Source organism: Micromonospora sp. NPDC003776 (assembly GCF_053605645.1).
On the sequence record NZ_JBSGJR010000043.1, the window covers coordinates 1 to 22338 of the forward strand.

19 protein-coding genes and 1 pseudogene are annotated in these 22338 nt (G+C 74.6%); 11 read left to right on the forward strand and 9 right to left on the reverse strand.

Annotated features, from left to right (window positions below):
* Together tnpB and ACWEVO_RS06500 are read right to left on the reverse strand one after the other, a co-directional pair.
* Nucleotides 1–1136 (reverse strand): IS607 family element RNA-guided endonuclease TnpB (tnpB, locus tag ACWEVO_RS06495; RefSeq protein ID WP_452306553.1); only part of this gene is annotated, 1136 nt, incomplete at its 3' end.
* 219 nt (nucleotides 1137–1355) lie between these two features.
* The gene (locus ACWEVO_RS06500) at nucleotides 1356–2390 is read right to left on the reverse strand and encodes a stage II sporulation protein M (protein WP_452306554.1); all 1035 of its coding nucleotides are present in this window, start codon (nucleotides 2388–2390) and stop codon (nucleotides 1356–1358) included.
* A 40-nt stretch (nucleotides 2391–2430) separates the two neighbouring features.
* Between ACWEVO_RS06500 and ACWEVO_RS06505 the strand changes: the two genes are divergently transcribed.
* Nucleotides 2431–3396: an RDD family protein gene (locus tag ACWEVO_RS06505; protein WP_452306555.1), complete on the forward strand. Its 966-nt coding sequence runs from the start codon at nucleotides 2431–2433 to the stop codon at nucleotides 3394–3396.
* Between the two features lie 36 nt (nucleotides 3397–3432).
* Here the strand turns inward: ACWEVO_RS06505 and ACWEVO_RS06510 are convergent, their stop codons facing one another.
* Complete coding sequence (locus ACWEVO_RS06510) at nucleotides 3433–4290, reverse strand: Dyp-type peroxidase (protein WP_452306569.1); 858 nt, start codon at nucleotides 4288–4290, stop codon at nucleotides 3433–3435.
* Between the two features lie 15 nt (nucleotides 4291–4305).
* On the opposite strand from ACWEVO_RS06510, the pseudogene ACWEVO_RS06515 reads away from it, so the two are divergent.
* A pseudogene (locus ACWEVO_RS06515) lies at nucleotides 4306–4959 on the forward strand (M48 family metalloprotease); the annotation flags it as partial.
* Nucleotides 4956–6080 carry a glycosyltransferase family 4 protein gene (locus ACWEVO_RS06520; protein ID WP_452306556.1) on the forward strand — a complete coding sequence of 375 codons (1125 nt, stop codon included), beginning with the start codon at nucleotides 4956–4958 and terminating at the stop codon, nucleotides 6078–6080. The pseudogene ACWEVO_RS06515 and the gene ACWEVO_RS06520, both read left to right, overlap by 4 nt.
* A gap of 126 nt (nucleotides 6081–6206) precedes the next feature.
* Here ACWEVO_RS06520 and ACWEVO_RS06525 read toward each other — a convergent pair whose 3' ends face one another.
* Entirely contained in the window at nucleotides 6207–8324 is a 2118-nt protein-coding gene (locus ACWEVO_RS06525) for an MMPL family transporter (RefSeq protein ID WP_452306557.1), read from the reverse strand.
* A gap of 175 nt (nucleotides 8325–8499) precedes the next feature.
* Here ACWEVO_RS06525 and ACWEVO_RS06530 point away from each other — a divergent pair, with 175 nt between their 5' ends.
* Both ACWEVO_RS06530 and ACWEVO_RS06535 read left to right on the forward strand, forming a co-directional pair.
* Nucleotides 8500–9804 (forward strand): histidine kinase, encoded by a 1305-nt coding sequence (locus ACWEVO_RS06530; RefSeq protein WP_452306558.1) that lies wholly within the window; start codon nucleotides 8500–8502, stop codon nucleotides 9802–9804.
* A complete protein-coding gene (locus tag ACWEVO_RS06535) occupies nucleotides 9756–10424 on the forward strand; it encodes a LuxR C-terminal-related transcriptional regulator (RefSeq protein ID WP_452306559.1) in 669 nt (222 codons plus the stop codon). The genes ACWEVO_RS06530 and ACWEVO_RS06535 overlap by 49 nt, the downstream gene beginning before the upstream one ends.
* A gap of 5 nt (nucleotides 10425–10429) precedes the next feature.
* On the opposite strand, the gene ACWEVO_RS06540 is transcribed toward ACWEVO_RS06535, so the two are convergent.
* The 5 genes from ACWEVO_RS06540 to ACWEVO_RS06560 all read right to left on the reverse strand — a co-directional run bounded on the left by ACWEVO_RS06540 (nucleotide 10430) and on the right by ACWEVO_RS06560 (nucleotide 17375).
* Complete coding sequence (locus tag ACWEVO_RS06540; protein ID WP_452306570.1) at nucleotides 10430–12103, reverse strand: putative bifunctional diguanylate cyclase/phosphodiesterase; 1674 nt, start codon at nucleotides 12101–12103, stop codon at nucleotides 10430–10432.
* A gap of 82 nt (nucleotides 12104–12185) precedes the next feature.
* The gene (locus tag ACWEVO_RS06545) at nucleotides 12186–12998 is read right to left on the reverse strand and encodes an SAM-dependent methyltransferase (protein ID WP_452306560.1); all 813 of its coding nucleotides are present in this window, start codon (nucleotides 12996–12998) and stop codon (nucleotides 12186–12188) included.
* A 192-nt stretch (nucleotides 12999–13190) separates the two neighbouring features.
* A complete protein-coding gene (locus tag ACWEVO_RS06550; RefSeq protein ID WP_007072219.1) occupies nucleotides 13191–13859 on the reverse strand; it encodes a response regulator transcription factor in 669 nt (222 codons plus the stop codon).
* Between the two features lie 7 nt (nucleotides 13860–13866).
* Nucleotides 13867–15558: a GAF domain-containing sensor histidine kinase gene (locus ACWEVO_RS06555; protein WP_452306561.1), complete on the reverse strand. Its 1692-nt coding sequence runs from the start codon at nucleotides 15556–15558 to the stop codon at nucleotides 13867–13869.
* A 14-nt stretch (nucleotides 15559–15572) separates the two neighbouring features.
* The gene (locus tag ACWEVO_RS06560; protein WP_452306562.1) at nucleotides 15573–17375 is read right to left on the reverse strand and encodes an AMP-dependent synthetase/ligase; all 1803 of its coding nucleotides are present in this window, start codon (nucleotides 17373–17375) and stop codon (nucleotides 15573–15575) included.
* Nucleotides 17376–17566: 191 nt separating this feature from the next.
* Between ACWEVO_RS06560 and ACWEVO_RS06565 the strand changes: the two genes are divergently transcribed.
* The 6 genes from ACWEVO_RS06565 to ACWEVO_RS06590 all read left to right on the forward strand — a co-directional run.
* Nucleotides 17567–18022 carry an SRPBCC family protein gene (locus ACWEVO_RS06565; protein ID WP_452306563.1) on the forward strand — a complete coding sequence of 152 codons (456 nt, stop codon included), beginning with the start codon at nucleotides 17567–17569 and terminating at the stop codon, nucleotides 18020–18022.
* 41 nt (nucleotides 18023–18063) lie between these two features.
* Nucleotides 18064–18738: a hypothetical protein gene (locus ACWEVO_RS06570; protein WP_452306564.1), complete on the forward strand. Its 675-nt coding sequence runs from the start codon at nucleotides 18064–18066 to the stop codon at nucleotides 18736–18738.
* 63 nt (nucleotides 18739–18801) lie between these two features.
* Nucleotides 18802–19758 carry an ROK family glucokinase gene (locus ACWEVO_RS06575; RefSeq protein WP_452306565.1) on the forward strand — a complete coding sequence of 319 codons (957 nt, stop codon included), beginning with the start codon at nucleotides 18802–18804 and terminating at the stop codon, nucleotides 19756–19758.
* Nucleotides 19755–20471: an endonuclease/exonuclease/phosphatase family protein gene (locus ACWEVO_RS06580; RefSeq protein WP_452306566.1), complete on the forward strand. Its 717-nt coding sequence runs from the start codon at nucleotides 19755–19757 to the stop codon at nucleotides 20469–20471. The genes ACWEVO_RS06575 and ACWEVO_RS06580 overlap by 4 nt, the downstream gene beginning before the upstream one ends.
* 126 nt (nucleotides 20472–20597) lie before the next feature.
* Nucleotides 20598–22001 carry a flavin-containing monooxygenase gene (locus tag ACWEVO_RS06585; protein ID WP_452306567.1) on the forward strand — a complete coding sequence of 468 codons (1404 nt, stop codon included), beginning with the start codon at nucleotides 20598–20600 and terminating at the stop codon, nucleotides 21999–22001.
* A gap of 40 nt (nucleotides 22002–22041) precedes the next feature.
* A partial coding sequence (locus tag ACWEVO_RS06590) for an alpha/beta fold hydrolase (RefSeq protein WP_452306568.1) occupies nucleotides 22042–22338 on the forward strand: 297 nt, incomplete at its 3' end.

A 22338-nucleotide genomic window follows, 5' to 3' on the forward strand; every position in this document is an offset into this window, starting at 1 on the left:
GTTCGGACACGCAGCGGCAGTTTGGCTTTCACCGCGCCGCAGTCGGAACAGGTTTTGCTGGAGGGATACCAGCGGTCGGCGACGATCCGCCGGCCGCCGTTCCATGAGGCCTTGTAGCCCACCTGTCGGCGGATCTCGGCGAAGCCGGCATCCGCGACCTGCCGGGCCAGCCGCCGGTTGGCCAGCATGCCGGCCACGTGGAGGTCTTCGACCACGATCGTGCCGTACTCGCGGGCCAGTGCGGTGGTGAGTTTGTGCAGGCCGTCACGGCGCAGGTTCGCTACCCGCGCATGCGCGCGGGCGACGTGCCGTCGGGTGCGTTCCCACCGATTCGCGGGCCGCCGACCGGTGCGCCGGTCCGGCCCGAGCCGCCGGGACATCCGCCGGTACAGGCGCCGCATCCGCTGGGCCGCCTCGTCCAGATGCCGCGGGTTGGGCACCAACTCACCGGTGGACAACACCGCCAGATGGGTGATCCCCACATCCACGCCGACCACCGCCCGCGGGCGCGTCGGGGTCCGCTCGACCCGCTCGAGTTCGACGCAGAACGCGACATGCCACCGCCCGCCGTCCCGGCGCACCGTCGCCGACAGGATCCGGGCCGTGCCCGCCTCCAGACGGCGGGCGAGCTTACGGGTCGACTCGTGCGTCTTCAACCGGCCCAGCCGAGGCAGCACGACATGCTTACGGTCCGGCTCCACCCGGATCGCACCCGTGGTGAACCGGACACTCGGCGTGGTACGTCGGCGGGACTTGAACCGCGGAAAACCCACCCGCCGACCGGCCCGCTTGCCCGCCCGGGAATCGGACCAGTTCTTCAACCCGCGGGCCAGGTTGTCCAGGCCGGTATTGAACGCCTCCTTCGAGCACTCCCCCCACCACGGCGCCACCTCACCCTTGGCCGCGTTCCACGCCCTCCGCAACGCCGGCAACGACCAACCCACCGCCGGGGTCAGCAGTTCCTCAGGCGTGCCGTAGGAACGCTCGGCGGCGCGCTGGCCCATGACCGCCTTCACCCTGGCCAGAGCCCAGTTGTACGCCACCCTCGCCGCGCCCGCATGCGCCAGCACCGCCCGCTCCTGAGCCGGGGTCAGATCGAGCGCAAACCGATACGCCTGCACACTGCGCACACCCACCCCCCACTCACCCCCTCCGGGATCAGTGTCGGCGACGGGTACGACACACCCGCAGCCCCACGCCCAAACACCGCAGCAGAACGGTTCTTTGACGCCTAAAGAACATTCGCTTGGCAGCAGTTGACACCCCCCGCCCGCGCGGGCGTCCGCCCCCGCGCCTGACCGGCCTCACCGGGCACTAAAACAGGGAAATAGTGGCCATGCGCCGCCCCATGGCCACTATTTTCGTGAATCAGTGGCCACAGCGGTGGTGGAGGGCGCGGCGGGCGCGGTGGGGACCATAGCGGCGGCGGGCGCGGTGGGGGCCGCGACGGTGGGGCGGGCGGCATGGCGGCCGAAGACGAGGGCGTACGCCAGGAAGGCGAGCCAGACGGTGGCGCCCACCGCGATCCGGACGGCGACCGGCACCGGCGCCGGGGTCACGAACGCCTCCAGCAACGCGGAGACCGCGAAGAGCCCGACCAGTCCGGCGGCCACCACGATCGCCGAGCGGCCCGCCTCGGCGACCGCCCGGCCCCGGCTCAGGTGTGTCGGTGGCGCGATCCACGCCCACGCGGTCCGCAGCCCGACCCCGGCCGCCACGAAGATCCCGGTGAGTTCCAGCAGCCCGTGCGGGGTGATCAGGCCGAAGAAGACATCCGCCCGGCCGTAGGAGATCATCACGCCGCCGACCACGCCGACATTGAGGGCGTTCTGCCACAGCAGGTAGAACACCGGCACCACCAGCACCCCGGAGGCGAGGCACTGCGCGGCGAGCCAGGCGTTGTGCGTCCAGAGGTGGAACGCGAAGGTCGGCGCGGCGAACTCGGTGTAGTAGCCGGCGAAGCCGGAGTCGACGAGATCCTTGGCCGCGTCCTCGCCGATGAACGCGGCGGCGGTGTCCGGGTGACCGGCGACGAACCAGATGAGGAAGCCGCTGAGCAGGCTGAACCCGGTGGCCACCGCGCACCACCAGGGCCAGGCCCGGTAGAGGGCGGCCGGCAGGTCGACCAGGACGAACCGGCGGACCGCCGCCCAGGACGGGCGGGGCCGCCCGGTGATCCGGGCACGGGCGGCCAGCACCAGGTGCGACAGCCGGTTGACCAGCGCCGGGTCGGGCGCGCGGCTGCGCAGCGCGGAGAGGTGCGTGGCGGCGCGCTGATAGAGCGCCACCAGCTCGTCGATTTCCGCCGCGTCCAGCTTCCGCCGGCCGGTCAACTGCTCCAGCCGCCGCCACTCGGCGCCGTGCTCCGCCACGTACGCGTCGAGATCCACCGTGCACCCCCGTTCGGCGCTAATGGTGTTCACTGTCGGGGTGCGCGCGCAACCTCCCCCACCGCCTGGCGGGGCCGACGCCGGTCTGGTCAGCGGCGAGGCGGTCGAGCTGGACGTCCGGGCGGCCCGGCTCGGCTCCCGCGTGCTCGCCCTGCTGATCGACCTGCTGGCCCAGCTGGTGGTGGCGCTGCTGCTGTCGGCCGTGCTGTCGGTGCTGCTCCTGCTCGTCCTGCCGGACGCCGCCCTGGCGGGGGCGTTGCAGACCGTGCTGCTCGTCCTCGTGCTGGTCGGTTACCCGGTGCTGATGGAGCGCTTCGTCGGCGGGCGGACGCTGGGCAAGCTCGCCGTGGGGCTGCGGGTGGTCCGCGCCGACGGCGGCCCGGTCGGGGTCGGCCAGTCGCTGACCCGGGCCCTGGTGGGGGTCGCCGTGGAGTGGCCGGGGCTGGTGCTGCCGCTGCTGAGCTGGGCGGCGAGCGTGACGGTGATGTTGAGCGACCCGCGCGGCCGGCGCCTGGGCGACCTGGTCGCCGGCACGCTGGTGGTGCACACCCGCGGGGTCGGCGCGTTCCGTCCGCTGCCGCCGGCCGTGCCACCGCTGCTGGCCTGGGCGCACACCCTCGACCTGACCCGGTTGGACGACGGCCTGGCGCTGGCCGTCCGGCAGTACCTGGGCCGGGTGCACCAGCTCGCCGAGCCGCACCGCAGCCTGCTGGGGCGGGGACTCTGGGCGGAGGTGGCGGCGCGTACCTCGCCACCGCCGCCGTGGGCCGCGCCGGAGCCGGCGTACCTGGCCGCCGTGCTGGCCGAGCGGCACCGCCGGGCGGCGCACCGGCTGGGGCGTACCCGGGCGGTCACCGCCACGCTCTGGCCGGAGCTGGCGCCCGCGCCGCTCCCGGTCCGCGCGCCCGCCGTGACCGCGTTGCGGCCCGCGGTGCCCACCCAGCCCGATCCGGTACGCGGACAGCCCGCCCCGCTCGACCGGGATCGCGCTCGACCCGGGAGGTAGCGGCCTCCAGGATCAGAGCCGGTCAGGCGCCGAGGGTCAGGAGAAGAGCGCGCGGCCCCACCAGTCGGCGGCGTCCCGGACGCCCGGCGGGCAGGCGAAGATCCCGCTGGAGACGTGCCGCAGGTACTCGTTCATCGCGTCGTGCCGGGACAGCCGGGTCTGGATCGGCACGAACTGCTTGCGCGGATCCCGCTGGTAGGCGATGAAGAAGAGCCCGGCGTCGAGCCGACCCAGCCCGTCCGAGCCGTCCACGAAGTTGTAGCCGCGGCGCAGCAGGTGCGCGCCGTTGTTCAGGCTCGGGTGGGCGAGCCGGACGTGCGAGGTCTCGGCGATCACCGGTTGGCCGTCGTCGCCCTTGGCGGCGAAGTCCGGCTCGTCGAACTCGGCGCGCTTGCCCAGCGGGGCGCCGCTGCCCTTGGTCCGGCCGACGATCTGCTCCTGCTCGGCCAGGGAACTGCGGTCCCAGGTCTCGATCTGCATCCGGATCTTGCGGCTGACCAGGTAGGAGCCGCCGGTCATCCAGTGCGGCCCGTCGCCGGGCTGCGCCCAGAGCTGCTCGCGGAGCAGGCCGGCGTCCTCGGCCTTGAGGTTGGCGGTGCCGTCCTTGAAGCCGAACAGGTTGCGCGGGGTGGCCTGGTCCCGCGAAGTCGAGGAGGTACGCCCGAAGCCGAGCTGCGACCAGCGGACGCTGACCACGCCCATGCCGATCCGGGCCAGGTTACGGATCGCGTGCACCGCCACCTGCGGGTCGTTGGCACAGGCCTGGACGCAGATGTCCCCGCCGGAGAGCTCCGGCTTGAGCGCGTCCCCGGCGAAGTGCGGCAGGTCGGCCAACGCGGCGGGCCGCTTGTCGGCGATGCCGAACCGGTCCCTGCCCTGCGCGTCCCGGAACAGCGTCGGGCCGAAGTCAACAGGTTCACCCCGATGGAGCCCGGGCCGCTGCGCAGCGAGCTGATGAGCATGGCCGCCCGGGACGGGGTGCCGGTCCGCGACGTGCTGGTCGCCGACGCCTCCCGGCGGACCCGGGCGGTCAACGCGTACGTCTCCGGGCTCGGGCCGACCCGGCGGGTGGTGGTCTACGACACCCTGCTGCGCGAGGCCACCCCCGAGGAGGTGACCAGCGTGGTCGCGCACGAACTGGGGCACGCCAAGGACCGGGACGTGTGGACCGGCACCCTCACCGGCGCGCTGGGCGCCGCCTTCGCGGTGGTGGCGCTCTACCTGGTCGGCTCCTGGCCGCCGCTGCTGCGCCTGGCCGGGGTGGACGCCATCGCCCAGCCGGCCGCGTTCCCGCTGCTGATCGCCCTGGTCACCGTGGCCGGGCTGGTGGCCACCCCGGTGCAGGCCCTGGTGTCGCGCCGGGTCGAGGCCCGGGCCGACGCGCACGCCCTCGCCCTGACCGGCGACCCGGTCACCTTCGAGGCGATGCAGCGCCGCCTGGCCGGGGTGAACCTGGCCGACCCCGATCCGCCTCGCTGGGAGTACCTCTGGTCGGCGTCCCACCCGTCCACCGTGGAGCGGATGGCCGCCGCCCGCGCCTACGCCAGGGAGATCGGCAGATGAGCCGGACCTTGCTGATCACCAACGACTTCCCGCCCCGCCCCGGCGGCATCCAGTCCTTCGTGCACCACCTCGCCGTCCGCCAGCCCCCCGGCTCGGTGGTGGTCTACGCGTCGAGCTGGCGGGGCGCGGCCAAGTTCGACGCCGACCAGCCGTTCGAGGTGATCCGGGAGCGCACCAAGGTGCTGCTGCCCACCCCGCTGATCGCCCGGCGCGCGGCGAAGCTGGCCCGGGCGTACGACTGTGACACCGTGTGGTTCGGCGCGGCGGCCCCGCTCGGGCTGCTCGCGGCGGGGCTGCGCCGGCGGGCCGGGATCCGGCGGGCGGTGGCCCTCACCCACGGCCACGAGGCCGGCTGGGCGGCGCTGCCCGGCGCCCGGTCCGCGCTGCGCCGGATCGGCCGGGGCGTGGACGTCACCACCTACCTCGGCGAGTACACCCGGGTGCGGCTGGCCCGGGTGCTGGACGGGCTGACCGAGCTGCGCCGGCTCGCCCCCGGCGTCGACGTGGACACCTACCACCCCGGGGTGGACGGGGAGCGGGTGCGGCTGCGCCTGGGGCTGGCCGACCGGCCGGTGGTGGTCTGCGTGTCCCGGTTGGTGCCGCGCAAGGGGCAGGACATGCTGATCCGCGCGCTGCCGGAGATCCGGCGCCGGGTGCCGGACGCGGTGCTGCTGATCGTGGGCGGCGGGCCGTACCGGGCGACGCTGGAGAAGCTGGCCCGGCAGGCCGGGGTGGAACGCGACGTCGTCTTCACCGGTTCGGTGCCGTCGGCCGAGCTGCCCGCCCACTACGCCGCCGGCGACGTGTACGCGATGCCCTGCCGGACCCGCAACCGGGGGCTGGACGTCGAAGGGCTGGGCATCGTCTATCTGGAGGCCAGCGCGACCGGGCTGCCGGTGGTGGCCGGCGACTCCGGCGGCGCCCCGGACGCGGTCCGGGAGGGGGAGACCGGGTACGTGGTCCGGGGTCGGGACGTGGCCCAGCTCGCCGACCGGGTGGCCACCATGCTCGCCGACCGGGACCTGGCCCGCCAGCTGGGCGCTGCCGGGCGGGCCTGGGTGGAGAAGGAGTGGCGCTGGGAGACCCAGGCCGAGCGGATGGCCGCCCTCCTCGCCGGCTGACCCACCCCGCCCCGCGGCCCCCGTGCAAGATCCTGCTTGAACCAGGATGTAGTGGCCTCGACGCCAGGCCGAGGCCACTACGTTCACGATCGAGCGTGATCCCCGCCCCGCTCGGGTGCGGGGCGCTCAGGTGCGGGCGAGGGCCGGCTCGGGGGCGGGCGGCGGAGTCGGCCGGGACGGGCGGCGGGACGGGCGGCCCGGCCACCAGGTACGGGCGCCCAGGTCCAGGGTCAGCGCCGGAATGAGCAGGCTGCGGACCAGGAACGTGTCGAGCAGGATGCCGACGGCCACGATGACCCCCATCTGCACCGACGGCACCAGCGGCAGCACCAGCAGCGCGCCGAAGGTGGCCGCGAGCACCACGCCCGCGCTGGTGATCACCCCGCCGGTGACGGTCAGCGCGCGCAGCACACCCGGCCGGTGGCCGACGGCGGCGACCTCCTCCCGTGCCCGGGTCATCAGGAAGATGGTGTAGTCCACCCCGAGCGCCACCAGGAACAGGAACGCCTGCAACGGGACGCCGACGAAGAGCCGGGGGTGGCCCAGCGCGTGCAGCAGCAGCCCGGCGGCGCCCATCGCGGCCGCGTACGACAGCACCACGCTCGCCATCAGCAGCAGCGGCGCGACCAGCGACCGCAGCAGCAGCACCAGGATCACCAGGACGACGGCGAGCACCAGCGGGATGACCACCCGGTTGTCCCGGTCCACGGTGCGCCGCTCGTCCAGCAGGGTCGCCGTCCGCCCGCCCACCAGCGCCCGCGCGTCGGGCACCGCGTGCACCGCGCTGCGCAGCCGGGACACCGTGTCCCGGGCGGCGTCGCTGTCCGGGGCGGCGGCGAGGACCGCGTGGACGCGTACCCACCGGCCGTCGGTTGAGGGTTCCGGGGCGCCCACCTCGGCGACGCCGGGCACCGCGCGGGCGGCGGCCACCAGCTGACCGGCGCTGCCGGCGGCGGCCAGGATCTCGGCGGGCGCGGCGGAGCCGCCCGGGTAGTGGGCGGCGATCAGCCGCTGCCCGGTGACCGAGCCGACCTCGGTGGTGAAGGACTCCTGGTCGGGCAGGCCGAGGCTGAGGTTGCCGATGCCGAAGGTCAGCGCGACCAGCGCGCCGGCGGTGCCGAGCCAGACCGCGCGGGGCCGGCCGGCGACCAGCCCGGCGAGCCGGCGCCAGACACCGTGGTCGGCCGTCCGGTCCCGGGTGTCCGCGTCCGGCGTGTGCCGGGGCACGAACGGCCAGAACAGCCAGCGACCGCAGAGCACGAGCACCGCCGGCAGCAGGGTGGTCATGGCGAGCAGCGCCGCGCCGATGCCGACCGCGCCGACCGGGCCCAGGCCGCGGGTGGCCGGCAGGTCCGCCGCGAGCAGGCAGAGCAGTCCGATCGCGACGGTCGCCGCCGAGGCGCACACCGCGCCGTACGAGCGGCGCAGCGCCACCGCCATGGCGGCGTGCCGGTCGGGGTGGCGGCGCAGCTCCTCCCGGTAGCGGGCGATGAGCAGCAGGGCGTAGTCCACGCCGACGCCGAAGACCAGCACGGTCAGGATGGTCTGGCTCTGGAAGTCGACGGCCAGCCCGGCGTGCCTCGCCAGCAGGTAGACCACCGCGCCGGCGAGCTGGTTGGCGACCGCGACCGCGATCAGCGGGATCAGCCACAGCACCGGGCTGCGGTAGGTGACCAGCAGGAGCAGGGCGACGGTGACGGCCGTGGCCAGCAGCAGCGCCCCGTCCATCCCGCCGAACGCGTCGAAGACGTCGTGCTCGGCGGCCGCGTCGCCGGTCAGCGCGGTCCGCAGGCCGGGTGGCACACCGTCGGCCAGCCGGTCCTTGACCGCGGCGACCGCCGCGGCGCGCCGGTCGTCGTCCGTCGGCATCGGGAGGGAGAGCAGCAGTGCCCGGCCGTCGGCGCTGGGCACCGGCGGGGAGACCACACCCCCGTCCGCGTACGCCGTGAAGGCGGCACGGTCGGCGTCGACCCGGGCCCGGTCGGCGGCGGTCAGGCCGGCGTCCCGGACGTAGACGGCGATGGCCGGCTGCCGACGCGCGTCCGGGAAGGCCGCCTCGGCCCGCCGGACGGCCTGGCTGCTCTCGGCACCCGGCGGCAGGGCGCCGAGCGTCGAGTTGTCCTGCACCTCGCCGAGGCGCACCGCCAGCGGGCCGGCGATCGCGAGCAGCGCCAGCCAGAGCAGGAGGACCGCGTACTTGCCGCGGCGGCCGGACGGGAGGCCGGCCAGTCGTTGCGGGGACATCCCGAGTTCCTTTCGTCAGGTGGGTCGGGGAGCCACCGCCGGCCGAACGCCGGACCCGCGGCCCTCCCTGCCGATCCTTCGGGCGTACGGGCCCGCGGTCAGGGGTGGCACCCCGCCGACCGGGGTGGTGCCAGCACCACCGATTTCCGTGGCGGCGGTGCCGGAGAATGGGCCCGTGGACAGGTCGGTGCGGGCACAACTGCGCGGGTGGCTGCGACCCGGAGCGGTCACCGCGGCGCAGGGGCTGCTGATCGCCCTGCTGGCGTTGACCACCCATGTGGCGCTGTTCGTGCTCTCGCTGGCGTCGCTGGTGCTGATCCCCGTCTTCGGGGTCGGGTTCGCGCTGTTCCCGGTGATCACCGCGGTGGTCCGGGGGGTCACCGGGCTGCACCGGCGGCTCGCCGGCTGGAGCGGCGTGCCGATGCCCGCGCCCTACCTGCCCGCGCCGGCCGGCGCGCAGTTCGGCACCTGGCGGCGGTTCCGCTGGGTGGTCACGGATCCGGCCACCTGGCGGGAGCTGGCCTGGTTGCTGCCCGGCGCGGTCACCGGCGCGGTGTGCCTGGCCGCGTTCGCCCTGCCGCTGTACGGCCTGGAGGGCGTGCTCGGCCTGCCGCTGCTGCTGCACGCCCTCGACGTCTGGTACGGCTACGGCCCCTTCTGGCCGATCACCAACCTCCTCCAGGCGTTGCTCTGCTTCCCGCTCGGCGCGCTCCTGCTCGTCGCCGGGCTGGCCGCCGGCCGTTGGCTGGTCTGGCTGCACGTGACCTTCGCCGGGTTCCTCCTGCCCCCGACCCGCTCCGCCGAGCTGGCGCTGCGGGTCCGCCAGCTCACCGTCACCCGCGCCGAGACGGTGGACGCCCAGGCGGCGGAGCTGCGCCGGATCGAACGGGACCTGCACGACGGGGCGCAGGCCCGGCTGGCCGCGCTGAGCATGAGCATCGGCCTGGCCGAGCAGCTCGTGCAGCGCGACCCCGAGGCGGTCCGGCAACTGCTCGCCGAGGCGCGGGAGGCCAGCGGGCAGGCGCTGGCCGAGCTGCGCGGCCTGGTGCGCGGCATCCATCCGCCGGTGCTCGCCGAGCGGGGCCTGGACGGGGCGGTACGGGCGCTCGCGCTGGCCGTGCCGCTGCCCGTGGCGGTCACCGTCGAGCTGCCGGGCCGCCCGCCGGCGCCGGTGGAGTCGGCGGCGTACTTCGCGGTGGCCGAGGCGCTGGCGAACGTGACCAAGCACAGCGGGGCGGCCCGGGCCTGGATCCGGCTCGGCCACGACGACGGGCGACTCACCATGGTGGTCGGCGACGACGGCCGGGGCGGGGCCGATCCGGCGGCGGGCAGCGGCCTGGCCGGTGTCGGGCGCCGCCTCGCGGCGTTCGATGGAACGATGGTGGTGTCCAGTCCGGCCGGTGGGCCCACCGTCGTCAGCATGGAGCTGCCTTGCGAGTTGTCATCGCCGAGGACCTCGCCCTCCTCCGGGACGGGTTGATCCGCATTCTGGAGGCGTTCGACTTCGAGGTGGTCGCCGCCGTCGACAACGGACCGTCCGTGCTGCCGGCGCTGACCGCGCACCGCCCCGACGTGGCGGTGGTCGACGTACGGCTGCCGCCGACCTTCACCGACGAGGGGTTGCAGGCGGCCATCCGGGCCCGCGCGGAGCTGCCCGGGCTGCCGGTCCTCGTGCTGTCCCAGCACGTCGAGCAGCTGTACGCCCGGGAGCTGCTCTCCGACCGGCTCGGCGGGGTCGGCTACCTGCTCAAGGACCGGGTGTCGCACGTGGACCAGTTCGTCGACGCGGTGCGCCGGGTGGCCGGGGGCGGCACGGTGATGGACCCGGAGGTGGTCGCCCAGCTGCTGGCCAGCCGCGGCGCGGCGGAGCCGCTGGCCGAGCTGACCGCGCGGGAGCGGGAGGTGCTGGGGCTGATGGCCGAGGGCCGCTCCAACGCGGCGATCGCCGGCCGGCTCTTCGTCACGGAGAAGGCGGTCAGCAAGCACATCAACAACATCTTCAGCAAGCTCCGCCTGCCCCCGTCCACCGACGACAACCGGCGGGTGCTGGCGGTGCTGGCCTACCTGGACGGGGCGGAGGGCGGCCGGGTCCGGAGCTGAGGCGGTCAGCCGGTGGCGGTGAGGGCGGGGGAGCGCCCGAGGTGCTGCCCCGCCGGGCCGGGCCGGCCGAAGTGCCAGCCCTGCGCCGCGTCGCAGCCGATCGCCCGCAACCGGTCGGCCTGCTCGGCGGTCTCCACGCCCTCGGCGGTCACCGTCACCTTCAACGCGTGCGCCAGCGACACCAGCGAGGCGAGGATCCGCTCGTCGGTGCGGCTGGCCGGGTCGTCGGCCGGGGCGCGCAGCCCGGTCACGAACTCGCCGGCCACCTTCAGCTCGGTCACCGGCAGGCCGCGCAGGTACGCCAGGTTGCAGTAGCCGGTGCCGAAGTCGTCGATGGCGATCCGGACGCCCAGGTCGGCCAGCACCCGCAGCGCGCGTACCGGCTCCTCGGCGGTGCTCATCATGGTGCTCTCGGTGATCTCCAGCTGGAGTCGCCCGGGCGGCAGGCCGGTACGCCGCAGCAGCTCGCGGACCTCGTCCACCAGCTCCGGCCGGCGTACCTGCTGCACGGCCAGGTTGACGCTGACGAACGGGGCGTCCCCGGCCGGGCCGGCCCACTCCCGGGCCTCGCGGCACGCCTCGGCCAGCACCCAGGCGCCCAGCCGCACGATCAGCCCGGTCTCCTCGGCCAGCCCGATGAAGCTGTCCGGCCGGAGCACCCCCAGCTCCGGGTGGCGCCAGCGGACCAGCGCCTCCATGCCGAGCACCCGGCCGTCGCCCAGCGCGGTCAGCGGCTGGTAGTCCAGGTAGAACTCGCCCCGGTCCAGGGCGGCCGGGATGGCCGCGGAGAGGGCGTACCGGGCCAGCTCGCGCCGATTGCGGTCGGCGTCGAAGAGGGACCAGCGGGCCCCGCCGGCCGCCTTGGCCCAGTGCAGGGTGCTGTCGGCGGCCCGCATCAGCTCCATCGGCGAGGTGCCGGCCGCCGGCCGTTCGACGATGCCGATGCTGGCCGAGACGGTCAGCTCGTGCCCGTCGACCAGGGCCGGCTCGCTGATCGCGGCGAGCGCCGCCTCGGCGACCCGCACCACGTCGTCGGTGCCCGCGGTGGGCTCGACCAGGATGACGAACTCGTCGCCGCCCAGCCGGGCCACCAGGTGCTCGCCGAGGGCCCGCCGCAGCCGCTGCGCCACGGAGACCAGCAGCAGGTCGCCGATCTGGTGGCCGAGGCTGTCGTTGACCACCTTGAACCGGTCCAGGTCGAGGAAGCACACCCCGACCCGGTCGGCCCCGGCGAGGGCGGCGGCGAGCCGCTCGGTGAACAGGGTCCGGTTGGGCAGGTCGGTCAGCGGATCGTGGGTGGCCTGGTGGCGGAACCGGGCCTCGCTCTCCCGCAGGGCCCGTTCGGCCTGTGCGCGGGCCATCATCGCGGCCCGCCGGATCGACTCCTGCTCGTCCAGCGTGCGGTCGCGCAGCGCGCGAGCGTACCCGGTGGCCACGGTGGCGAGCAGCCGCGCCATCCGGTCCTCGACGTCGTCGGCGACCAGGCCGAGGTCGCGGACCAGGCGCAGCTGGATGACCTCGACGGTACGGCCGAGCCCTTCGGCGGAGGCGATGTGCGCCTGCACCAGTTCCGCGCCGACCTGCTGGCCGATGCGCAGGTCGAACGGCTCCGACTGGATCGCCACGGCCAGCCGCTCGGTGAGCCGTTGCAGCAGCGCCTCCAGTTGGGCCTGCGTCATCGGCAGGTAGCTCGTCCCGGAGACCGCCTTGGCCCAGGCCCGGGCGAAGGTGCCCGGGCAGGAGCGGCCCGCTCCGGTCGACTCAGCCACCGAGCCGCCCGACGCCGCCGATGAAGACCGCCTTCGCGGCGTCCTCCGCCTGCTCCGGGGACTCCGGCCGCCACTGCGGCACCCAGACCACACCCGGTTCGAGCAGCTCGAAGCCGGCGAAGAGCGCGGTCAGCTCGGCCCGGCTGCGGATCCACAGCTGGCTGTCGGTGCGGCGGTAGACCCGCTCGGCCTCGGCCCGCTCGCCCGTCTCGCCCCGGTCGTCGTCGCTGGCCTGCGACATCACCAGGTAGCTGCCGGGGGCCAGCGCCTCCCGCAGCGTCCGCAGGATCTCCTCCGGCCGGTCGGCGTCGGGCACGAAGTGCAGCACCGCCACGATCATGACGGCCACCGGCTGGGTGAAGTCCAGCAGTTCGGTGACCTCGGGGTGCTGGAGGATCGCGGCCGGCCGGCGCAGGTCCTCCTGGATCACCGTGGCCCGGTCGTTGCCGGCCAGGATCTCCCGGCTGTGCGCCACAGCGACCGGGTCGACGTCTACGTAGACCACCCGGCACTCCGGGTCGACCCGCTGGGCGATCTCGTGGACGTTGCCCACGGTCGGGATGCCGGAACCGATGTCGAGGAACTGGCGTACCCCCGACTCGGCGAGGAACTGCACCGCCCGGCGCAGGAACGCACGGTTGGCCTGGGCCATCAGCGGGGCCTCGGGGACGGCCTCGACCATGGCCCGGGCGGCGGCCCGGTCGGCCGCGAAGTTGTGCGAGCCGCCGAGGTAGTAGTCGTACATGCGGGCGACGCTGGGGCGCTCGATGTCGATCGTGTCGGGTGCCCAGTCCGGCCGCTGCATGCCCCTGCCCCTTTGCGTCGACGACGCGCGGGATCACCGTCCGCGCGACACCCGGGTATTCTGCCCGCCCGCCGAGCCGGTGCAAAGACCACGGTCGCTACGCGGTCGGCCGCTCACCGTGCGCGGTCGGCCCGGCCCGGAGCGCCGCGGCGGCCCGCGTCCGGGGTCGGACGCGGGCCGCTGGCGTACGGGTCAGAACTTGGGGGCGTCCGGGGCCTCCAGCAGGCCCAGCCGCAGCGCGGTCATCAGCGCCTGCGCCCGGTTGGCCGCGCCCAGCTTCTCGTAGAGCTTGGAGATGTGCGTCTTGGCCGTCGACTCGCTGACGAACAGCTGCTTGGCGATCCCGGCCACGCTCATGCCGTCGGCGAGCAGCCGCAGCACCTGGCCCTCCCGGGGGGAGAGCTGCGGGCCGGACGGGGCCAGCCGGCGCTTCATCGCCTCGGCCAGGTCGGCCGCGGTGAACGCGCTGGGGGAGGAGGCGGCGTGCCGGGCGGCGGCCACCACCTCGTCGGCCGGGGCGGTCTTGGGCACGAACGCGCTGGCGCCCGCCTCGAGGGCGCCGAAGAGCTGGTCGTCGCCCGCGTACATGGTGAGCACGACGATGCCCATCGACGCGCTGGACTTGCGCAGCGCGCGGGTCGCCTCCAGGCCGCTGCCGTCGGGCAGCCGCAGGTCCATGATCACCACGTCCGGCTGCAGCGCGCCGGCCTGGCGGACGCCCTCGGCGGCCGTGGCGGCCTCGCCCACGACCTCGAACTGCCGGTCCCGCTCGAAGGCGTGCCGCAGCCCCTTGCGGATCAGGTCGTGATCGTCGACAAGGAGAACCTTGGTACGGGTGGCCGGTGTCGGACTAGTGGTCATCCTCGGGTTACTCCCCTTCTGCTGCTGCGGCGCTGCCGCGCACCTTATCGCGCCGGGGCGAGGAGCCGAGTACCACCGCCACGGTCGTGCCGCTCGGTTGCCGCGGTCTGATCTCCAGCCGGCCCCGGATACGTTCCGCCCTCTCCGCCATGATCGCAAGACCATAGTGCCCGTCGGGGCGCTGGTCACCGATGCCGTGACCGTCATCCGACACTTCGATCTGCGCGTACGGGGGGTCCACCTCGCAGGTGACCCAGAGGTTGGCCGCCCCGGCGTGCTTGCGCGCGTTGGTGACCGCCTCCTGGGCGATGCGCAGCAGCTCCGCCTCGGTGGCGGCGGGCAGCCGGGCGGTCGACTCGTCCAGGGACAGGTGCACCCGCAGCCCGCCCGACGCGCCGACGGTGCGCGCGTACTCGGCGATCGCGGCGGCCAGCCCGCCGTGCCGGTCCACCTCGCTGCGCAGCTCGAACAGGCTGAGCCGCAGCTCGGTGATCACCCGGGTCACCTCCTGGCGCAGCGTACGCAGCGAGTCGGCGGTCTCCTCCGCGTCGTCGTGCACGGTGGCCAGGGCGTTGTCGATGCCGTACCCGACCATCACCAGCTCCTGCGCGACGCCGTCGTGGATCTCCCGGGCCAGCCGCTGCCGCTCCTCGTTGGTGGCCAGCGACCGGACCTCGTCGAAAAGCAGGGCCGCCTCCAGGCGCAGCGCCGCCGGGCCGGTCAGCGCGGTCACCCGGGACATCACCGGCGCCGGGTACGCGTGCGGGGTGTCCGCCTCGATGACCACCAGGCCGACCGTACGCACCCCGGCGACCAGCGGCACGATCAGCGCGGACACCTCGCCGGAGTGCTGGGAGCGGGCCTGCGACCGGGTGGCGGTCTGCGGCTGCTGGCTGGCCCAGGCGTCGGCGATCGCCGAGTCCGCGTCGAGCGTGGTCTCCCAGTCCACCCGGTCCACGCCGATCTGGGCGAGCACCACCAGCCGGCCGCCGCCGGAGGCGGACAGCACCGCGCCCCGGTCGGTCTTGGCCACCACCCGCAGCTCCTCCAGCAGGTGCTCGGAGATGCCGCCCGGGTCCAGGGTGGCGCCGGGCAGCTGGCGGGCGACCGTGCGCAGCTGGGTGAGCAGCCGGGTGGCCTCCGCGTACGGCTGGGGCTTCTCGCCGCGCACCCGCACCACGCGCTGGAACGTGCCGGCGGTGTAGAGGCCCAGCCCGGCCAGGATCAGCCACTGCGCGCAGACCGCCAGGTAGCCGAGCTGGCCGAGCTGCCGCCCGCCGCCGACCTCGGTGAAGGCGGCGCTGACCAGCAGCGTGGCCGCCGCCACCGCGAGCAGGGCCCCGCCCTCGCGGTACTTGCGGCGCAGCGCCGTCACGGTCACCGGGACGGCCAGGTACGGCAGCACCGCGGAGGCTCCCAGCCCGCCGGTCACCCCGCTCAGGTCGGTGTCGGCGGCGACCTGGCTGGCGGCCAGCCCGAGGACCACCACCTCGGCGAAGCGGCTGAGCAGCCCCAGCAGCCGGTGCTGCGGGGCCAGCACGGCCGGCAGCCCGGCGACGCCGAGCAGGGCGATCCACCAGAGCTGGGCGGGATCGCCGGTGGCGAACAGGGTCAGGGTGGCGACCAGCGCGAGGAGGACCAGGCGCGCGGCCGCGGCCAGGGGCTGGGTCTGCGGCTGGCTGGCTGTCGAGGCGGGCACGTGACGGATGGTAGTCAGCCTTGGTAGATGTCGGCGATCTCCGCCGCGTACGTCTTGTGCACGACCTGCCGCTTGACCTTCAGCGACGGGGTCAGCTCGCCGGTGGCCTCGGTGAAGTCCTGCGGCAGGATCCGGAACACCTTGATCGCCTCGGCCTTCGAGACCGACCGGTTGGCCAGGTCGATCGCGCCCTGGATCTCGGCCCGCAGCGTCTCGTCCTCGCGCAGGTCGGCGACGGTGGTGTCCGCCGGCCGGCCGTGCGCCGCCAGCCACTTCGGCAGCGCCTCCTCGTCGACGGTGACCAGCGCCGCGATGAACGGCTGCCGGTCGCCGACCACCAGGCACTGGCTGATCAGCGGGTGGGCCCGGACCTGGTCCTCGAGCACCGCCGGGGCGACGTTCTTGCCGCCGGCGGTCACGATGATCTCCTTCTTCCGGCCGGTGATGCTGAGGTAGCCGTCCTCGTCGAGCCGGCCGAGGTCGCCGGTACGGAACCAGCCGTCGACGCTGAGCGCCTCGGCGGTGGCCGCCTCGTTGTGCCAGTAGCCGCCGAAGACGATGTCGCCGGAGATCAGGATCTCGCCGTCGTCCGCGATCCGGATGGTCACCCCGGGCAGCGGGCGGCCGACCGTGCCGACCCGGGTGTGGCCGGGCAGGTTCGCCGCGGCGGCGGGGGAGGTCTCGGTGAGGCCGTACCCCTCGCAGATGGTCACGCCGACGCCGCGGAAGAAGTGCCCGAGCCGGGCGCCGAGCGGCGCGCCGCCGGAGATGGCGTCCCGGCACCGGCCACCCATCGCCGCGCGCAGCTTGCGGTAGACCAGCTTGTCGAAGAGGGCGTGCTGGGCGCGCAGCCCCAGGCCGGGTCCGTCGGCGGTCTCCAGCGCCTCGCTGTACGCGATCGCCACCTTCTCGGCCCGGTCGAAGATCTTCCCCTTGCCCTCCGCCTCGGCCTTCTGCCGGGCGCCGTTGTAGACCTTCTCGAAGACCCGGGGCACGGAGAGCACGAAGGTGGGCTTGAAGTCCTGGAGTTCGCCGACCAGGTTCTTGGTGTCCGCGCAGTGCGCCATGGTGGCCCGGGCCTGCACCACGCCGACCTGGATGAGCCGGGCGAAGGCGTGCGCGAGCGGCAGGAAGAGCAGGGTGGAGGCGCCCGGACGGAACAGGTTCGGCAGCACCGGCACCGCGTTGGCGATGTCGGCGTAGATGTTCCGGTGGGTGAGCACGCAGCCCTTGGGGCGGCCGGTGGTGCCACTGGTGTAGATGATGGTGGCGACGTCGTCGGCCTTCAGCGTGCTGCGGCGGACCTCGATCTCGGCCGGGTCGACCGACTCGCCGGCGGCGACCAGCTGCGCCACCGCGCCCAGCTCGATCTGCCAGACCTCGCGCAGCTCGGGCAACCGGTCCCGGACCCCGGCGACCAGGGTGGCGTGCCCGGTGCTCTCCACCACGGCGGCGACCGCGCCGGAGTCGGCGAGGATCCAGGCCGCCTGCTCGGCGCTGGAGGTCTCGTAGATCGGCACGGTGATCGCGCCGGCGGCCCAGATGGCGTAGTCGAACAGGGTCCACTCGTAGCGGGTGCGGCTCATCAGCGCGACCCGGTCGCCGGGGGAGATGCCCGCCGCGACCAGGCCGCGGGCCAGCGCGACCACCTCGTCGCGGAACTGCCGGCAGGTGACGTCCGTGGCGGCGCCCGCCTCGCCGGTGCGCCGGACGAACTGCACGGTGTCGGGGGCGGCCTCGGCGTTGTCCCAGACCGGGTCGGTCAGGTTGGCTGCGTCGCCGACGGTGACGATCGGCGGAACGGAGAACTCGCGCACCTGCACTCCCTCGTGCTCGCACTGGCCGGCGCCCGGCCCTGGGTCGGCTCTGTCGAAACCTACCCGCTGGTTCGGTCGGGCCGGCCGGGGAGGTTGCCCGCCCGGCTGGTGGGACGACCGGGGGCCGCCACGCGGCGCGACGGGCGGGGTGGAGCGGCGCGCCGGGGGCCGGCGCCGGGTAGCCTCCCCCCATGGCGGACTCCTCCACCCAGTCGATCATCATCGGCGCGTCACCGGGCCGGGTGGCGACGGTCATCTGCGACTTCCCCCGCTACCCCGAATGGGCCGAGGCGGTGCGGCGGGCCGAGGTGATCGAGGAGTACGAGGACGGCTACGCCAGCCAGGTCCGGTTCACCCTCGACGCCGGGGTGATGGCCGACGAGTACGTGCTGGCCTACGAGTACGCCGAGGACATCTCCCGGATCGAGTGGCACCTGGTGGCGCCCTCGAAGATGCAGAAGTCCCAGCGTGGGTCGTACGACCTGGTCGGCAACCCGGACGGGACCACCACGGTGACCTACACCCTGGAGGTGGAGCTCTCCGTGGGCATGCTCGGCATGTTTCGCCGCAAGGCCGAGAAAATGATCATGGATGCGGCGTTGAAGCAGCTCAAGCGCCGGGTAGAAGCATCCGGTGCGGCCCACTGACCCGACCGGCGGACCGGTCGTCACGGTAGAGGAGCCGACCCATGGACACCACTGATCCGGGTTCGGCCCGGGAAGAGGCCGAGCGCCTCGTCGCCATGCTGCTGGCCACCGCCCGGCTGGCCGCCGCCGCGCCCGGGGCCGGGCCCTGGGGTCCGCTCGGTGGGATCCTGTCGGGTGTCCTCGGTCACACCCCCGGTGGTGGCGACGCGCGGGGCCAGGAAGGGGCGTCCGCCGCGGGCGCTCCGGCCGGCGCGGGTTTCGCCACCGGATCGCCGGAATGCTGTGTCTGCCCGGTCTGCCGGGGTATCGCCGCGTTGCGGGATCCCAGTCCCGAATTCGCCGAGCAGCTCGCCACCGGCGCGGGCGATCTGGCCGCCGGGGTGGCCAGCCTGCTGCGCGCGTTCGCCCCGACCGAACCGGCCGCCCCGGCCGGTACGCCGGGCGCCGGAGCGGCCGCCGGAAACCCGACCGGGGACCACGTGTGGCGCGAGGCCACCCGTACCGGGCATGATTCTCAGCCGGCACCCGAGCAGGACGTGTGGTCCGCCGCCACCCGGGGGGAGGGCGCGGCCGATCCGGGTGCGCTCGTGCCGCCCGCCGAAGTCGCCGGGCCGGACGCGCCGGGGAGGACCCGGCCGCCGGCCGGCCGTCCCGTGGTGCCCGCCTCGCGGGCGTCCGGCGAGGTGGGCGAGGACGCACCAGGCGACGGGGCCTGACCACGGTCATCCCGACCTGGCCCGGCCGGTGCCGGGTGAGGTCGGGCAGCACAGCAGAGGGGAGTGGCAGCGGTGACGCTGACCATCGGAGTCGACGTCGGTGGCACGAAAGTGGCCGGCGGTGTCGTGGACGACACCGGCACAGTTCTCGTGCAGACGCGACGGGACACCCCCGCCGATGACGTGGCCAAGACCCGCGACACCATCATCGAGCTGGTCGCCGAGCTGGCCACCGGCCACACCGTCGCCGCGGTCGGCATCGGCGCGGCCGGCTGGATCGACGCCTCCCGCTCCACCGTCCTCTTCGCCCCCAACCTGGCCTGGCGGGACGAGCCGCTGCGCGACTACGTCAGCGGCGCCACCGGCCTGCCGGTGATCGTGGAGAACGACGCCAACGTGGCCGCGTGGGCGGAGTTCCGCTACGGGGCGGCCCGGGCCGCCGACGACTCGATGGTCATGTTCACCATCGGCACCGGCGTCGGCGGGGGCATCGTGCTCGGCGGGGAGCTGCTCCGGGGCGCCAACGGCATCGCCGCCGAGCTCGGACACATGCTCACCGTGCCGGACGGGCACCAGTGCGGCTGCGGCCGGCTGGGCTGCATCGAGCAGTACGCCAGCGGCAGCGCCCTGGTCCGGTTCGCCCGGGCCGCCGCACGCCAGGAGCCGCACCGGGCCACCGCCCTGCTGGAGCTGGCCGGCGGTGAGGCCGAGGCGATCACCGGCCCGATGGTGACCGCCGCCGCCAAGGGCGGGGACCCGGTCTCCGCCGAGGCGTTCGCCCAGGTAGGGCGCTGGCTCGGCACCAGCATGGCGGACATGGCGCAGATCCTCGATCCGCAGGTGCTCGTCGTCGGCGGCGGCGTGATCGACGCGGGCGACCTGCTGATGGGTCCGGCCCGCCGCTCGTACCGGGAGGCGCTGGCCCAGCGCAGCCGCCTCCCGGTGGCCGAGATCCGCCCCGCCGAGCTGGGCAACAGCGCCGGGGTCATCGGCGCCGCCGACCTCGCCCGGCGCCTGTGAACCCGGCCGGAGCCGCCGGCGCCGGGGTGCCGCTGCGGGTGGTCTCGTACAACATCCACAGCCAGCGGGACGACACGGCCGCGCTGGCCGAGGTGGTCCGCGCGGCCGAGCCGGACGTGGTGATCGTCCAGGAGGGGCCGCGGCGGTTCCGGTGGCGGCAGAAGTGCGCCACCCTGGCCGACTCGTTCGGCCTGGTGGTCGCGGCCGGCGGCCTGCCCGCGTTGGGCAACCTGCTGCTCACCAGCCTCCGGGTGCGGGTGACCGGGACCCGCTGCCAGCGCTACCCGCTGACCCCCGGACGTCATCTGCGCGGCGCCGCGTACGCCGAGTGCCGGGTGGGTGGGAGTCGTTTCCTGCTGGCCGGCTCGCACCTCTCCACCGATCCCGCCGAACGGCCCGCCCAGGCGGCGGCGTTCAAACGGGAACTGGCCGCCGCGGCGCTGCCGGTGGTCGCCGGGGCCGACCTGAACGAGGGGCCGGACGGGCCGGCCTGGCGGACCGTCGCGGACGGGCTGACCGACGCGGCGGCGGCGATGGACCGGGCCGACCGGCACACCTACTCCTGCGCGAATCCGCGCCGGCGGATCGACGCGCTCTTCGTCGACCCGCGCGTCAAGGTCGTCGACTACGACGTGGTGGACACCCCGCGGGCCCGGCAGGCGAGCGATCACTTCCCGATCCTGGTCGACCTGCTGCTTCCCGTCGGCGACTGACCGCCGCCGCGGCCCGTACCGGCCGTCGGTCCTTCCCGGCCGCCGGGGCGGCTGGACAACGGCGGGCATTCTCGGCAGGATTTCGCACCGACCCGGCACGCGTGCCGCACAAAGGAGATATCCCCGGTGTCCTCCTCCACCGACCTCGGCCGCCCCGACCCGGACCAGACGGCCGCCCTGACCCGGGACGGCCGCCCGGTCTCCGACCGGGGCGACACCGTCTGCGTCATCGGCGCCGGGCCCAGTGGCCTCACCGCAGTGAAGAACCTCCGCGAGCAGGGCTTCGGCGTCGACTGCTACGAGCGGGAGACCGGCGTCGGCGGCGCCTGGAACTGGCGGCACGACCGCAGCCCGGTGTACGCCAGCACCCACCTCATCTCGTCCCGGCCGTTCACCCAGTTCCCCGACTTCCCGATGCCGGACGACTGGCCGGACTACCCGCACCACGCCCAGCTGCTGTCCTACTTCGAGCGCTACGCCGACCACTTCGACCTGCGCCAGCACATCTGGTTCGGCACCGAGGTGGTCCGGGTGGAACCGGTCGAGGGGGACCGCTGGGACGTCACCACCCGCAGCACCGGCGGGTACGGCCCGGAACGCACCTCCCGCTACGCGGCGGTGGTGCTGGCCAACGGGCACAACTGGTCGCCGAAGCTGCCCCGGTACGAGGGCCTGGAGGAGTTCCGCGGCGAGGTCATGCACGCCTCGTCCTACAAGGACCCGGCCCAGCTGCGGGGCAAGCGGGTGCTGGTGGTCGGGGCCGGCAACACCGGCTGCGACATCGCGGTGGAGGCGGCCCAGCAGGCGTCCCACTGCTGGCACTCCACCCGCCGCGGCTACTGGTACGCCCCGAAGTACGTCTTCGGCCGCCCTGCCGACCAGGTCAACGACACCCTGCTCGCGCTGCGGGTCCCGCTGCGGGTGCGGCAGTGGCTCTACCACTGGACGCTGCGGCTGACCGTCGGTGACCTGACCCGGTTCGGCCTGCCCCGGCCCGACCACCGGGTGTACGAGACCCACCCGATCGCCAACAGCCAGCTCGTCTACTACGTCGGCCACGGCGAGATCACCCCGGTGCCCGACGTGGCCCGGTTCCACGACCGGACGGTCGAGCTGACCGACGGTCGGCGGATCGACCCGGAGCTGGTCGTCTTCGCCACCGGCTACCTGCCCCGCTTCGAGTTCCTCGACGGGCGGGTGCTCGGCGACGAGGAGGGCTCCGGCCGGCCCCGGCTCTGGCTCAACGCCTTCGCCGCCGGGCAGCCCACCCTCGCCGTGGTGGGCCTGGTCCAACCGGACTCCGGCATCTTCGCCATCTCGCACTGGCAGAGCGTGCTCTTCGCCCGGCTGCTCGCCCTGCGCACCAGCCGTCCGGAGCGGGCCGCCACCTTCGGCCGGAAGGTCGCCGCCGGGCTCGGCGAGCGGTACTCGGCGAAGGTGAAGGACAGCACCCGGCACTGGTTCGAGGTCGGGCACGCCGACTATCTGCGCGCGCTCCAGCGCGCCCTCTACGACCTGGAGGGCAAGTGACCGACACGCGTCCGACCGCCGCGAGCGGAAGGCCGGCCCGGTGACCGCGGAACGGGTCCGGGTCGTCCGGGCGTGGGAGTGGGCCCGGCCGGAGCGCCCGGCCCGCCGGGAGCTGCTGGCCGCGGTGCCCGAGCTGGAGCAGGCGAAACCGCCGGTGCTCTTCGTGCCGGGCTTCGGGCACGGGGCGTGGGCGTTCGCCGAGCACTGGCTGGAGCACGCCGCCTCGCGCGGCTTTCCGGCGTACGCGGTGAGCCTGCGCGGGCACGGCGACAGCGAGCCGGCGCCGGACGCGACGCTGCGTGCGTACACCCATGACGTGGTCCAGGCGGCGGCCGGC